At 71.2% G+C, this 12,999-nt stretch carries 13 protein-coding genes; 7 read left to right on the forward strand and 6 right to left on the reverse strand.

Annotated elements, in window-relative coordinates; translation table 11 throughout:
* Positions 1-51: 51 nt before the first annotated feature.
* Complete coding sequence (locus EPD65_RS08905) at positions 52-1,365, reverse strand: UDP-glucose dehydrogenase family protein (protein WP_243640518.1); 1,314 nt, start codon at positions 1,363-1,365, stop codon at positions 52-54.
* Positions 1,366-1,502: 137 nt separating this feature from the next.
* Here EPD65_RS08905 and EPD65_RS08910 point away from each other — a divergent pair, with 137 nt between their 5' ends.
* Positions 1,503-2,624, forward strand: a complete 1,122-nt coding sequence (locus tag EPD65_RS08910; RefSeq protein ID WP_131583289.1) for a glycosyltransferase family 2 protein — start codon at positions 1,503-1,505, stop codon at positions 2,622-2,624.
* 22 nt (positions 2,625-2,646) lie between these two features.
* On the opposite strand, the gene disA is transcribed toward EPD65_RS08910, so the two are convergent.
* Positions 2,647-3,741, reverse strand: a complete 1,095-nt coding sequence (disA, locus tag EPD65_RS08915; protein ID WP_207891481.1) for a DNA integrity scanning diadenylate cyclase DisA — start codon at positions 3,739-3,741, stop codon at positions 2,647-2,649.
* Between the two features lie 46 nt (positions 3,742-3,787).
* Complete coding sequence (radA, locus tag EPD65_RS08920; protein WP_131583293.1) at positions 3,788-5,230, reverse strand: DNA repair protein RadA; 1,443 nt, start codon at positions 5,228-5,230, stop codon at positions 3,788-3,790.
* Positions 5,231-5,330: 100 nt separating this feature from the next.
* Between radA and EPD65_RS08925 the strand changes: the two genes are divergently transcribed.
* Entirely contained in the window at positions 5,331-6,497 is a 1,167-nt protein-coding gene (locus EPD65_RS08925) for an NAD(P)/FAD-dependent oxidoreductase (RefSeq protein ID WP_131583295.1), read from the forward strand.
* Positions 6,498-6,551: 54 nt separating this feature from the next.
* Here the strand turns inward: EPD65_RS08925 and EPD65_RS08930 are convergent, their stop codons facing one another.
* The 3 genes from EPD65_RS08930 to EPD65_RS08940 all read right to left on the reverse strand — a co-directional run bounded on the left by EPD65_RS08930 (position 6,552) and on the right by EPD65_RS08940 (position 8,751).
* Positions 6,552-7,256: a class I SAM-dependent methyltransferase gene (locus EPD65_RS08930; protein ID WP_131583297.1), complete on the reverse strand. Its 705-nt coding sequence runs from the start codon at positions 7,254-7,256 to the stop codon at positions 6,552-6,554.
* Between the two features lie 13 nt (positions 7,257-7,269).
* A complete protein-coding gene (locus EPD65_RS08935) occupies positions 7,270-7,908 on the reverse strand; it encodes a VOC family protein (RefSeq protein ID WP_131583299.1) in 639 nt (212 codons plus the stop codon).
* An 81-nt stretch (positions 7,909-7,989) separates the two neighbouring features.
* Positions 7,990-8,751 carry a DUF3109 family protein gene (locus EPD65_RS08940; RefSeq protein ID WP_131583301.1) on the reverse strand — a complete coding sequence of 254 codons (762 nt, stop codon included), beginning with the start codon at positions 8,749-8,751 and terminating at the stop codon, positions 7,990-7,992.
* A gap of 52 nt (positions 8,752-8,803) precedes the next feature.
* On the opposite strand from EPD65_RS08940, the gene EPD65_RS08945 reads away from it, so the two are divergent.
* From EPD65_RS08945 to EPD65_RS08965, 5 genes are read left to right on the forward strand one after another with little or no spacing between them, the layout of a single operon-like run.
* Positions 8,804-9,742, forward strand: coding sequence for a Ppx/GppA family phosphatase (locus EPD65_RS08945; RefSeq protein ID WP_131583303.1), 939 nt, complete (start codon positions 8,804-8,806; stop codon positions 9,740-9,742).
* Between the two features lies 1 nt (position 9,743).
* Complete coding sequence (locus EPD65_RS08950) at positions 9,744-10,538, forward strand: sugar phosphate isomerase/epimerase family protein (RefSeq protein WP_131583305.1); 795 nt, start codon at positions 9,744-9,746, stop codon at positions 10,536-10,538.
* A 19-nt stretch (positions 10,539-10,557) separates the two neighbouring features.
* Positions 10,558-11,271 carry an ABC transporter ATP-binding protein gene (locus tag EPD65_RS08955; RefSeq protein ID WP_131583307.1) on the forward strand — a complete coding sequence of 238 codons (714 nt, stop codon included), beginning with the start codon at positions 10,558-10,560 and terminating at the stop codon, positions 11,269-11,271.
* Positions 11,268-12,059: an ABC transporter permease gene (locus EPD65_RS08960; protein WP_131583309.1), complete on the forward strand. Its 792-nt coding sequence runs from the start codon at positions 11,268-11,270 to the stop codon at positions 12,057-12,059. Before EPD65_RS08955 ends, EPD65_RS08960 begins: the two co-directional genes overlap by 4 nt.
* Positions 12,060-12,062: 3 nt before the next feature.
* The gene (locus tag EPD65_RS08965) at positions 12,063-12,989 is read left to right on the forward strand and encodes a proline dehydrogenase family protein (RefSeq protein WP_131583311.1); all 927 of its coding nucleotides are present in this window, start codon (positions 12,063-12,065) and stop codon (positions 12,987-12,989) included.
* Positions 12,990-12,999 lie beyond the last annotated feature (10 nt).

Here is a 12,999-nt window from a genome sequence, read left to right on the forward strand (position 1 = left end):
CCTCCGGACTCCGGAGGGGCGCTTCGTCGTTCGTGCGGCGGGCGGTCCGGGTCAGGGACGACCGAGCGAGCGGATCGTCCAGCCGGCCTCGCGGTACGCGTCGATGTCCAGGCAGTTGCGCCCGTCGATCATCCGCTTGCCGGCCACGACCTCGCCCAGCTTGGCGGGGTCGACGGCGCGGTACTCGAGCCACTCGGTGAGGTGCATGACGAGATCGGCCTCGGCGCAGGCCTCCTCGATCGTGTCCGCGTAGGAGAGGTCCGGGTACTTCGTGCGGGCCGGCTCGATCGCCTCGACGTCGTGCACGGTGACGTGCACGCCGAGCTCGTGCAGCGTGTGCGCCACCTCGAGGGCGGGGCTGTCGCGGATGTCGTCGCTGTTCGGCTTGAACGCTGCGCCCAGGATCGCGATCCGCTTGCCCGGCAGTCGGCCGCCGAGCTCCTTGCGGGCGATCTTGATGACGCGCTTGCGGCGGCGCAGGTTGATCCGGTCGATCTCGTGCAGGAACCGCAGGGCGTCCTTGACCCCGAGCTCCTCGGCGCGGGCGGTGAAGGCCCGGATGTCCTTCGGGAGACAGCCGCCACCGAAGCCGAGGCCGGCGTTCAGGAACTTGCGGCCGATCCGCTCGTCGTAGCCGATCGCATCGGCGAGCGTGACGACGTTGGCGCCCGTGACGTCACACAGCTCGGCCATGGCGTTGATGAAGGAGATCTTGGTGGCCAGGAAGCTGTTGGCCGCCACCTTCACCAGCTCGGCCGTCGGGAAGTCGGTGACGACCACGGGGCAGCCGCCGTCGATGGCCGTGGAGTACACCTCGCGCAGGGTCGCCTCCGCGCGCTCGGACCGTACGCCGAAGACGAGGCGGTCGGGCTCCAGGGTGTCCTTGACCGCGAAGCCCTCGCGGAGGAACTCGGGGTTCCAGGCCAGCTCGACCTGGTCGCCCGCGGGTGACTGCGACTGCAGGATCTCCTGGAGCCGCTCGGCGGTGCCGACCGGGACGGTCGACTTGCCGACCACCAGCGCTGGACCGGTCAGGTGAGCGGCGAGGGACGTGACGGCGGCCTCGACGTACGTGAGGTCGGCGCCGTGGCCGTCGGCGCGCTGTGGGGTGCCGACGCAGACGAAGTGCACGTCGCCGAACGCAGCGGCCTCGGCGATGTCGGCGGAGAACCGCAGGCGCCCTGATTCGACCTGCTCGACAAGCAGCTCGGGCAGCCCGGGCTCGAAGAAGGGGAGGACGCCGCGCTCGAGAGCGCTGCGGCGGGTCGGGTCGATCTCGATGCCCAGCACCTCGAAGCCGAGGGCGGCCATGCACGCGGCGTGGGTGGCACCGAGGTAGCCACAGCCGATGACGGTGATCTTCACGTGTTCGACGGTAGGCATCGGGTCTTCGCGGTCGGGTCCGTGGGGCAACGAGACGGCGACGGCAACGTGAACCCTCCGTCGCTGCTCGCCGTTCCGGTAGCCTCCGGACCCATGACAGGTGTCGGAGCGCGCGTGTGATGCGGTGGTCGCGCAAGCGGCGGCCGCCCGTCCTGTCGGTCGTCGTGCCGGTCTACAACGTCGAACCGTGGCTGGAGGCCTGCCTCGACAGCATCCTGGGGCAGAAGGTCCGCGACATCGAGGTCATCCTCGTCGACGACGGTTCGACGGACGGCTCGCTGGCGATCGCCGAGCGTCGCGCCGCCCGCGACGACCGGGTCGTCGTCCACCGTCACCGGGCGAACGCCGGCCTCAGTGCTGCCCGCAACACCGGTGTCACGCTGGCCACCGCGCCGTACCTGACCTTCGTGGACTCCGACGACACGCTTCCGCGCGACGCGTGGAGCGGTGCGCTGGCGACGCTCGGCGAGACCGGGTCGGACTTCGCGGTGGGCAAGGCGGTCCGGGTGGCGACCGACCGACGGTTCGTCACTCCGCTCATGGAGCGCAACCACACGGTCGCCCGGCTCGGCGTACACATCGACGACGCGCCCCTGCTCCTCGCGGACGTCTTCGCCTGGAACAAGGTCTTCCGGCGCAGCTTCTGGGACGCCGCCGACCTCTCCTTCCCGCCCGGGCTCCTCTACGAGGACCAGCCGGCGATGACGCGCGCCTTCCTCGCGGCGCGTTCCTTCGACGTGCTCACCGACGAGGTCTACGAGTGGGCGGTGCGTGACGCCGCGGACTCGATCTCGCAGCGACGCGGCGAGCTGCGCAACGTGGTCGACCGGCGCGAGACCAAGCTGACCAGTCTCCGTGCGGTGCAGGAGCACGGCTCGCCCGTCGTCCTGTCGGTCTTCCTCCGCGAGATCCTGCCGATCGACATGTGGGAGCACTTCCGGGCAGCAGCCGCGGCGACCGACGAGTACCGCGAGGTGCTCCGGGACATGCAGCAGCAGATCTGGAACGACGACACCGTGCCGTTCGCGCACACGACCGTGCCTGCGCCCCAGCGGGTCATGGGCGCACTCGTGGATCAGGGACGCTGGGACGACCTGGCTGCGTTGATCGCGCACATCGACGGTCTGGAGGGCGGCGTGCCCCGCGCGGTCGTCGAGGGTCGTGAGGAGGTCGTCCTCCCGTTCCGGGACGACCCGGCCATGCCGGCTGACGCCTACGCGGTGCAGGCGGTCGCTGGCTGATCGCCAGACGGGTGACGCTCAGTCAGACATAACGCTCGAGGATGCTCGACTCGGCGAGACGGGAGAGTCCCTCGCGCACACTGCGCGCGCGGAGCTCGCCCACGCCCTCGACGGCCTGCAGGTCGTCGATGCCGGCGCCCAGGAGCTTCTGCAGGGTGCCGAAGTGGTCGATGAGGCGGTCGACGACCGCGGCAGGCAGGCGCGGGACCTTGGCCAGCAGGCGGAAGCCGCGCGGGGTCACCGCGCCGTCGAGGTGCTCAGCCGAGCCGAGGCCGAGCGCCTTGGCAACGGCGGCCGGGTCGACGAGCTCGCTCGCGTCGAGGTGCTCGAGGCGGAGCAGGAGCTCCTCGGGGGTCTTCGCCTTGCGGCCGCCGGGCAGGTAGTCGCGGATGACCAGCTCGCGCTCGGCGTCGACGCCGGTGATCAGCTCTTCGAGCTGCAGCGTCAGCAGGCGGCCGTCGGTGCCCAGCTCGAGGACGTAGTCCTCGATCTCGCGGGCGATGCGGGTGACCATCTCGAGCCGCTGGGCGACCACGGCGACGTCGCGGACCGTCACGAGGTCCTCGATCTCGAGCGCCGACAGGGTCGAGGAGACCTCGTCGAGGCGCATCTTGTAGCGCTCGAGCGTGGCCAGGGCCTGGTTGGCGCGCGTCAGGATGCGGCCGGAGTCCTCGAGGACGTGCCGCGTCTCGCCGACGTACGCCGCGATGATCTGCATCGACTGCGACACGGAGATGACCGGGAAGCCGGTCTGTCGGGCGACACGGTCGGCCGTGCGGTGACGGGTGCCGGTCTCCTCGGACGGGATCGTGTGGTCGGGCATGAGGTGGACCGCGGCCTTGTGGATCCGGGTCAGCTCGCCGTCGACGATGATCGCGCCGTCCATCTTGGCGAGCTCGCGCAGGCCGGTCGCGGTGAACGGGACGTCGAGCTGGAAGCCGCCCGTCGCGATGCCCTCGACGGTCTTGTCGTAACCCAGGACGACGAGCGCTCCGGTGCGGCCGCGGAGGATGCGCTCGAGCGCATCGCGCAGGGGAGTGCCCGGTGCAATGGACGCGAGTGTCGCCCGCAGGCGCTCGGTCTCTTCGGAACGCTCGATCGCGGCCACTGCTGTCATCCCGTCTGGTCTGTCGACAACTGCCCGAATCGTAGCGGTGCAGCGGTCACCCGGCCTCGTCATTTGTCGAGGCAGCGGCTACGTGGACGGCGCGGCCCTGCAGGTCGAGCAGCCGCATCACGGCGGCGATGTCCGGGACGTCCATCACCTTCATCCCGTCGACCATCCGGACCCGGCCGGGCGACGGGTTGCCGTTGCTCCGGTCGACGGGGACCAGGGCGTACTTGAAGCCCAGCCGGGCCGCCTCCGCGAGGCGCTGCGGCAGGTCGCGGACCTTGCGCAGCTCTCCGGCCAGGCCGAGCTCGCCGATCGCGATCGTCGCGGTCGGAGCGGGTCGCGAGTAGTGCGCGGAGGCGATGCTGATCGCGATCGCGAGGTCGGTCGACGGGTCGGTCAGCTTGGCGCCGCCGATGGTCGAGCAGAAGACGTCGTGGTTGTGGAGCCGCAGCCCGCCGTGCTGGGCGAGAACGGCAAGCACCATCGCCACGCGGGAGGAGTCCAGCCCCGACGTCGTACGCCGCGGCTTGTCGCCCGGCGCGACCGTCACCAGTGACTGGACCTCGGCCAGCAGCGGCCGGCGCCCCTCCATGGTCACGGCGACGCAGGTGCCGGGCACCTGCTGCGCGTGGTTCTCCACGAAGAGGCCGGTCGGGTCGGAAACGGCCGTGATGCCGTCGGAGCCGAGGTCGAAACAGCCGACCTCGTCGACCGGGCCGAACCGGTTCTTCATTGCGCGGAGCATGCGGAACCGGCTGTTGCGGTCACCCTCGAAGTGGAGCACCACGTCGACGACGTGCTCGAGCACCCGGGGACCGGCGATGGTGCCGTCCTTGGTGACGTGGCCGACGACGACGGTGGTGATGTTGCGGGTCTTGGCGACGCGGACCAGCGCCGCGGTGACCTCCTTGACCTGCGTGACGCCGCCCGGGACTCCGTCGAGGTCGGCGACGTTGACCGTCTGCACGGAGTCGACCACGAGCAGCTCGGGCTTGACCGCCTCGATGTGGCCGAGCAGCGCAGCGAGATCGGTCTCGGCCGCCAGGTAGAGCTCGTCGACGATGGCCCCGGTGCGGTCGGCGCGCATCCGCACCTGGGCCGCGGACTCCTCGCCGGAGACGTAGAGCGTGCGGCGGCCAGAGCGGGCGGTCTGAGCGGCGACCTCGAGCAGCAGGGTCGACTTGCCGACGCCGGGCTCGCCGGCGAGCAGGATCGCGGCGCCGGGCACCAGCCCGCCACCGAGGACCCGGTCGAGCTCGGGCACGCCGCTCTCGCGAGCGGTCGTCTGCTCGACCGGAACCTGGCCGATCGGCACTGCGGGGGCGGTGACCGGACCGGCCGTCGTGCGCGCGCCGGAGGGTGCCGCCGCCGACTCGGCGACCGAGCCCCAGGCCTGGCACTCGCCGCAGCGGCCCACCCACTTCGCGGTGGTCCATCCGCACTCGGCGCAGGTGTAGGCGGGGCGCTGGGCCTTCGTCGTCTTCGCAGCCATGTTCGAAACCTTATTCGAACGGTCCGACACAACCATGGCGACACCCTTGGCCCTGTGGAACCCCTTGGCGCCGTGGATCGTCCGGAGCAGGATGGTCCGCATGGACGAACCGCGCAGCATCGTCATCGTCGGAGGCGGCCTCGCCGCAGCGCACGCCGTGGAGTCCCTCCGGGACATGGACTACGCGGGGCGACTCGCGCTGGTGGCCCGCGAGCAGCACCTGCCCTACGAGCGGCCCCCGCTCTCGAAGGGCTATCTGGCCGGCAACGACGACCGCGATGCGCTGTTTCCGCACGACGCCGGCTGGTACCGCGACAACGACGTGACGCTCCGCATCGGCACGGCGGTCACGGATCTCCAGCTGTCCGAGCGCGTTGCCGTGCTCGACGACGGCACGAGCCTGGGCTACGACCGCCTGCTGATCGCGACCGGCGCCTCGCCGCGCACCCTGCAGGTCCCCGGGATCAGCCACGCCGTCACGCTGCGCACGATCGACGACAGCGAGCGCCTCCGTGCGGCGTTCCAGCAGGGCGGACGTCTCGTCGTCATCGGAGCCGGCTGGATCGGTCTGGAGGTCGCAGCCACCGCCCGTCAGGCCGGGATGGAGGTCACCGTCCTCGAGGCTGCGGACCGGCCCCTCGGTGCCGTCTTCGGACCGGTCCTCGCCGACCACCTCGCGCGCGTGCACGCGAAGAACGGCGTGACGATCCACACCGGGGTGAGGATCGAGGCCGTCACCGAGCACGGCGTGGTGACGTCGGACGACACCTTCGAGGCCGACCTCGTGCTGCTGGGGGTCGGTGCCACGCCCACCTCCGGTCTGGCCGAGAGCGCCGGTCTCGCGGTGGACAACGGGATCCTGGTCGACGAGCGCTTGATGAGTTCGGACCCGTACGTCTACGCCGCGGGCGACGTCGCCAACGCGCGCAACACCGTGCTCGGCCAGCACCTCCGCGTGGAGCACTGGGACAACGCGATCCGCCAGGGCAAGCTCGCCGGTCGCACCATGCTCGGCATCGACGACAGCTACGACTGGCTGCCGTACTTCTTCACCGACCAGTTCGACTTCTCGATGGAGTACGTCGGACGCAGCTCCCCCGACGACGAGGTCGTCCTGCGCGGCGATATCGATGGGGGCGCGTTCGTCGCGTGGTGGCTCCGTGACGGCGTCGTCACCGCGGGCATGAACGTCAACGTCTGGGACGTCAACGACGCGATCCGCGCGGCCATCGGCAAACCTGCGACCGAGATCCCGGACCTCGGTTAGTCCGGGGTGCTGTGTAAGCGAGGCCAGTTGGCCTCACTTACACAGCACACGGCATCACCAGGTGCGGTGCCAGAGGTTCACCGCGTAGTCGACCTCGAGCCCGTGGGCGGGCGTCCAGTCGCGGAGGATCGCCTCGGCAACGTCCGCTGCGAACTCGATCCGCACGACCGCTTCCAGGTCCTCCCGCGAGTCGAACGACCACGAGATGTCGAGCGGCGTACGGGTCCAGCCGCGGCCGGACCAGAAGCGCTCGACCGCCAGCGGGTCCACGGTCGGATAGCCCCGCCGGAACCACGCTCCGAACGTCGAGCGCGTCGCGTCGTTGTCGATGACGAACGCCGTCCCGCCCCGCCGCATGACCCGGTCCAGCTCCGCGAGTCCAGGCTCGCAGCCGGGCCCGAAGAAGTAGGCCCAGCGCGCCTGCATGACGTCGACGGAGGCATCAGGCAGCGGGATCGCCTGCGCCGTGCCGCTCAGCAACGACACGTTGGCCAACCGACGGGTCCGTCGCGCGGCGATCGCCAGCAGGTCGGCGTGCGGCTCGACGCCGTACACCTGCGCGGCGGACGAGGCCCAGCGCGGCAGGTGGAAGCCGGTGCCGCAGCCCAGGTCAAGCACGGTCCGGCCGGCCCACGGTGCGAGCGACTCCATCGTCCGCTCGATCACCCGGGTGGGGTCGACGGCGTGGTTCTCGACCTCGTAGGTCGCCGTGTGGTGCCAGATGTTCGGGGACGGGATCGCCCCGGGCACTGTCACCATCCTCGCGGGCAAATCAGATGCGGACGGTGCCGTTCGGCGTCGAGAACTCCACCGCGACGATGCCCGGGGTGCCGTGCGGGGCGACCCAGCGGACCTCGACGTCGTCGAGCGGGTGGTCCTCGGGCTCGCCGAGCCACTCGGAGACGCGGTGCGGGTCGCCGGCGATCTCGAGGCCGGTCAGGGCGAAGTCGGCGGTGCCGCCGGCGCTCGGGTGGTCCTCGGAGGGCGAGAGCCACTGGATGAAGTACGGCAGCTGCGGGTCGTTGGCCAGCTCGCTGATGCCGATCTGCTTCCAGATCAGCTCGTGTCCGTCGGGGCGGTGGCGGTAGCCGTCCTTCGCCTCGCGACCGAGACGGGACTCGACGGACGGGAGGTCGCTGACCGCGACGACCCAGCCGAGCCAGCCGCCGCCGAGCGCGGTGCGGGCCTTGACGGCCTGGCCGAACGGCGCCTTGTCGGACGCCGGGTGCTCGAGCGCGCCCACGACCTCGAGGTAGGTGTCGTCGGCCAGCGGCAGGATGTAGTTGCACGTGCCGAAGCGGGGGTGGATACCTCCGTCGACGATCTCCGTGCCGAGCAGCTTGCCGAGACGCTCAGCCGTGGCCTTGAGGCCGTCGGGTCCTGCGGCGTACGAAACGTGGTCGAGGCGCATGGCGGCATTGTTAACCCGAGACGAGGCGCACACGAAAACCGGGGTCGATATCTCTCGACGTCGAGAGGTTTCCCGAAGGCGTCAGCGCGGGTCGGCGGGGTGGAGCGCGAGCGCGGAACGCGACCGCACGTGCGCCTCGCAGCGCCGCTTCAGCTCGGCGTACCCCTGCTCGCCCATGAGGGCGGTGAGCTCGGGCGCGGAGGTCACGTAGACCGGCTCCATGGCGACGTGCGCCTCGGTGTTGCCGGAGCAGTACCAGTCGAGGTCGTGGCCGCCCGGGCCCCAGCCGCGGCGGTCGTACTCGCCGATCCCGACCTCGGTGTACGACGTCCCGTCGATCCGCTCGACCTCGCGGAAGGTACGCCGGATCGGCAGCTGCCAGCAGACGTCCGGCTTGGTCTCGATGTAGCTGATGCCCTGCGCGATCGCGAGGCCGTGGAGGGCGCAGCCCGCGCCGCCGGCGAAGCCGGGGCGGTTGGAGAAGACGCATGCGGACTGGCCGTCGACCACGTGGGCGCGGGTCTTGCGCTCGCCGTCGTCGTCCTTCTCGACCCAGTCCTTGCGCTTCACGGTGCGACCGGGGTGGAACTGCCACGACTCCGGTGTGAGCTGGTCGACGAAGCCGGCGACGCGGTTCTCGTCGTCCTTGTCGCTGAAGTGCGCGCCGAGCGTGCAGCAGCCGACGTCGGGGGAGTGCTTGTAGATGCCGGCGCAGCCGGAGCCGAAGATGCACGTCCAGCTGGACGTGAGCCAGGTCAGGTCGCAGCGGAAGATCTCGGTCTCGTCGTGGGGGTTGACGAACTCGACGTACGCGCGGGGGAAATCAAGGGGGACCTCAGGCACCGGCACACAGTAGTCGCCCCTGACCGGGAGTCCGTACCGGTAGTTTGGACGCATGCGGCTGGGCGTCCTCGACATCGGTTCCAACACGGGCCACCTCCTGGTGGTCGACGCGCACGGTGGCGCGGCCCCGCTCCCGGCGTTCTCCTACAAGGAGCCGCTGCGTCTTGCCGAGCACCTCGACGAGTCCGGTGCGGTCAGCGAGGCGGGGATCCTCGCCCTGAAGTCCTTCTGCGCCTCGGCCCTCGAGGTCGCGGAGGACAAGGGCTGCGAGGAGATGTTGGCGTTCGCGACCTCGGCGGTCAGGGACGCGACCAACTCCGACGACGTGCTCGCCCGCGTCCAGGCCCAGACCGGCGTCAACCTCGAGGTCCTGCCCGGCGAGGACGAGGCACGCCTGACCTTCCTCGCCGTACGCCGCTGGTTCGGCTGGTCGGCCGGCCGCCTGGCCGTCTTCGACATCGGCGGTGGCTCGCTCGAGATCGCCGGCGGCAAGGACGAGGCGCCCGACATCGCCTGGTCGCTTCCGCTCGGCGCCGCGCGTCTGGCACGCAACCACTTCGCCGACGGCCCGATCGACGACGCGTCGCTGAAGAAGCTGCGCCGCAAGATCCGCGCCGACATCGCCAAGGACGCCGGCCATCTGCTGCGCTACGGCGCCCCGGACCGTGCGGCGGCGACCTCCAAGACGTTCCGCTCGCTGGCCAGGATCTGTGGCGCAGCACCGTCGGGCGACGGGCCGCTGGTGCCGCGCGCGCTTCCGGCCGCTGAACTGGCCGAGTGGATCCCCAAGCTGGTCGGCATGGGCCACGACGAGCTCGCGCTGCTGCCGGGCGTCTCCGAGAGTCGCACGCACCAGATCCTCCCCGGCGCCCTGGTGGCCGAGGCAGTCATGGACATCTTCGATCTGTCGCAGCTCGAGATCTGCCCCTGGGCACTTCGCGAGGGCGTCATCCTCGAGCGCTTCGACCACCTGGGCTTCGTCCACCACTGACATGGCCGGGTTCGGGGGAGTCGTCGGCCTGAGCACCGCCTCGGTCTACCCCGAGTCGACCAGCCACGCCTTCGCCTACGCCAGGCGGCTCGGCTACGACGCGGTCGAGGTGATGGTCGGCATCGACGCGATCTCGCGTGACGCCGCGGCCCTGCGCGCCCTTTCGGAGCGCCACGAGGTGCCGGTCTGTGCTGTCCACGCACCCTGCCTCCTCGTGACGCAACGCGTCTGGGGCACCGAGCCGTGGGGCAAGCTCGAACGCTCTGCCGAGCTGGCGCACGACCTCGGCGCCGACGTGGTCGTCGTCCATCCGCCGTTTCGCTGGCAACGCGACTACGCCCGTGGCTTCGTCGAGGGCATCGCTTCGCTCGAACGCACCACGGGCATCGCCTTCGCGGTCGAGAACATGTATCCGTGGCGTGCCTCGACCCGCCGCGGCATGGAGATCTACCAGCCCGGCTGGGACCCCTCCGAGGAGTCCTATGCCAACACCACGATCGATCTCTCGCACGCCGCCACCGCGCAGGTCGATGCGCTCGAGATGGCCCAGCGCCTCGGCCCTCGCCTGCGCCATCTCCACCTGACCGACGGTCTCGGGTCGCCCAAGGACGAGCACCTCGTCCCGGGCCGCGGCACCCAGCCGGCCAAGGAGCTCCTGCGCCACCTCGCGGCCACCGGCTTCGGCGGGCACGTCGTGCTCGAGATCAACACCCGCCGGTCGGGCACGGCGAAGCAGCGCGACGCCGACCTGGCCGAGTCGCTCGCCTTCGCGCGGGAGCACCTCGGCGTCGGCTGACAGGAGTAGCGTCGCCAGCATGGGCGACGCGGTGCGGGTCTCCGGTCTGACGGTCGTGCGCGGCGGGCACGAGGTCTTGCGCGGGCTCGACTTCACGCTGCGTTCCGGCGAGGTCACGGGCCTGCTCGGCCCGTCCGGCTGCGGCAAGTCCACCCTGATGCGAACGCTGGTCGGCGTCCAGGCAGGGGTGCGGGGCGCGGTGGAGGTGCTCGGTGAGCCGGCGGGCGCGGCCACCCTCCGCCGGCGGATCGGCTACCAGACCCAGGCCGTCAGCGTGTACGACGACCTGTCGGTGCGCGAGAACCTTCGCTTCTTCGCCCGGGTGCTCGGCGTGGGTGCTGACCGGGTCGAGCAGGTGCTGGAGACGACCGGTCTGGTGCCCCAGGCGGATGCCGTGGTGGGTGCGCTCAGCGGTGGTCAGCGCAGCCGCGCCAGCCTCGCCGTCGCCCTGCTCGGCGACCCCGACCTGCTCGTCCTCGACGAGCCCACCGTGGGGCTCGACCCGGTCCTGCGCCAGGAGCTGTGGACGACGTTCCACGCGATCGCCGCACGCGGCGCAGCGGTGCTGGTCTCCAGCCACGTCATGGACGAGGCGGAGCGCTGCGAGCGCCTGCTGCTCATGCGCGAAGGGCTGCTCATCGCCGACGGCACCCCGGCGGCCATCAAGGCGTCGGCCGGCGCGCGCGACATCGAGGGTGCCTTCCTCGCCCTGGTCCGCGGAGGTGCGGCATGAACCTCGCCCAGCGCACGACCCACGGATCGACCGACCACGTCGGCATCACCCTCGCGATCGCCGCGCGCGTCCTGACCCAGCTGCGCCGCGACCACCGGACGCTCGCGATCATGATCGTGCTGCCCTGCCTGCTGATGACGCTGCTGTGGTGGATGTTCTCCGCGCCGGCCTACGCGCCGCCGTACGGGCTCGGGATGTTCGACCGGGTCGCGCCGGCCCTCCTGGCGATCTTCCCGTTCATCGTGATGTTCCTGGTGACCAGCGTGACCACCCTGCGCGAGCGGGGGAGCGGCACGCTCGAACGGCTCCTGGCGATGCCGATGGGCAAGGTCGACTTCCTGGTCGGCTACGCGATCGCCTTCGGCCTGGTGGCAGCCGTGCAGTCACTCGTCGCCGTCGGGCTCAGCGTGGGGCTGCTCGGGCTCGACATCCAGGGGCCGGTCTGGCTGCTCACGGTGGTGGCCGTCGTCGACGCGCTGCTCGGCACGGCGTTCGGGCTCTTCGTCAGTGCCTTCGCGCGCACGGAGTTCCAGGCGGTGCAGTTCATGCCGGCGCTGGTCGTGCCGCAGATCCTCCTCTGCGGGCTCTTCGTCTCGCGTGACCACCTGCCGACCGTGCTTGGCCACGTCAGCGACGTCCTCCCGCTCTCGTACGCCGTCGACGCGATGACCCAGGTCCGCGACAGCGTCGACACCGGCCCGGTCTGGGGCGACCTCGGGGTGATCGCGGCGTACGTCGTGGTCGGCCTGGCGCTCGGAGCGGCGACCCTGCGTCGGCGTACGGACTAGGGCATGCCCAACCGAGCCCTGCTGGCCCTGGCCCGCAGCGACCGCGCCCGCGACCTGGCCCTGCAGCTGCCCGCGACGCGGGCGATGGTGCGGCGCTTCGTGCCCGGCGAGACGCGGACTGCGGCCGTGGAGGTCGCGGCAGGCCTCGTCGCCGAGGGGCTGCGGGTGACGCTCGACCGCCTCGGCGAGGACACCACCGAACGGCGGCACGCCCACCGCGTCGAGGCCGAGTACGCCGCACTCCTAGGCGAGCTGGCGCGGCGCGGGCTCGCGCGGCACACCGAGGTCTCCGTCAAGCTCACCGCCCTCGGCCTGCGCCTCCCGGGCGGTGAGGAGATCGCGACGATGCATGCGCGGTCGATCTGCGAGACCGCCCGCACCGCCGGCACCACGGTCACCCTCGACATGGAGGACCACACGGTCACGGCGGCGACCCTGCGGGTGCTCCGTGCGCTGCGCGCCGAGTTCCCGGAGACGGGAGGCGTGCTCCAGGCCTACCTGCGCCGTACGCCGGCGGACTGCCGCACGCTGTCCGGCCCCGGATCCCGGATCCGCCTCTGCAAGGGCGCCTACGACGAGCCCGCCGACGTCGCGTTCGCCAGCCGCCACGAGGTCGACCTCTCCTACGTGGCCTGCCTGCGGACGCTGCTGGCCGGCGAGGGGTATCCGATGGTGGCCACGCACGACCCGCGCATCATCGCGATCGCCCGCCACCTCGCCGAGCGGCACGGTCGGGTGCCCGGCGACCATGAGTTCCAGATGCTCTACGGCGTGAGGCCGGACGAGCAGCGCCGGCTTGCAGCGGAGGGCGAGACGGTGCGCGTCTACCTGCCCTACGGCGAGGAGTGGTGGGGCTACCTCACGCGGCGCTTGGCGGAGCGTCCGGCGAACCTGTCATTCTTTGTACGTTCCCTCCTCTCCAGCTCGTAGAAGAAGCAGG

The organism is Nocardioides jejuensis (genome assembly GCF_004337475.1).
Lineage (GTDB): Bacteria > Actinomycetota > Actinomycetes > Propionibacteriales > Nocardioidaceae > Nocardioides > Nocardioides jejuensis.

What these genes read in the sequence shown, in the direction of transcription:
- EPD65_RS08910 (WP_131583289.1), top strand. Translation starts at nt 1,503, where the DNA reads ATGCGGTGGTCGCGCAAGCGGCGGCCGCCCGTCCTGTCGGTCGTCGTG.
- disA (WP_207891481.1), bottom strand. Translation starts at nt 3,741, where the DNA reads ATGACAGCAGTGGCCGCGATCGAGCGTTCCGAAGAGACCGAGCGCCTG.
- radA (WP_131583293.1), bottom strand. Translation starts at nt 5,230, where the DNA reads ATGGCTGCGAAGACGACGAAGGCCCAGCGCCCCGCCTACACCTGCGCC.
- EPD65_RS08925 (WP_131583295.1), top strand. Translation starts at nt 5,331, where the DNA reads ATGGACGAACCGCGCAGCATCGTCATCGTCGGAGGCGGCCTCGCCGCA.
- EPD65_RS08930 (WP_131583297.1), bottom strand. Translation starts at nt 7,256, where the DNA reads ATGGTGACAGTGCCCGGGGCGATCCCGTCCCCGAACATCTGGCACCAC.
- EPD65_RS08935 (WP_131583299.1), bottom strand. Translation starts at nt 7,908, where the DNA reads ATGCGCCTCGACCACGTTTCGTACGCCGCAGGACCCGACGGCCTCAAG.
- EPD65_RS08945 (WP_131583303.1), top strand. Translation starts at nt 8,804, where the DNA reads ATGCGGCTGGGCGTCCTCGACATCGGTTCCAACACGGGCCACCTCCTG.
- EPD65_RS08950 (WP_131583305.1), top strand. Translation starts at nt 9,744, where the DNA reads ATGGCCGGGTTCGGGGGAGTCGTCGGCCTGAGCACCGCCTCGGTCTAC.
- EPD65_RS08955 (WP_131583307.1), top strand. Translation starts at nt 10,558, where the DNA reads ATGGGCGACGCGGTGCGGGTCTCCGGTCTGACGGTCGTGCGCGGCGGG.
- EPD65_RS08960 (WP_131583309.1), top strand. Translation starts at nt 11,268, where the DNA reads ATGAACCTCGCCCAGCGCACGACCCACGGATCGACCGACCACGTCGGC.
- EPD65_RS08965 (WP_131583311.1), top strand. Translation starts at nt 12,063, where the DNA reads ATGCCCAACCGAGCCCTGCTGGCCCTGGCCCGCAGCGACCGCGCCCGC.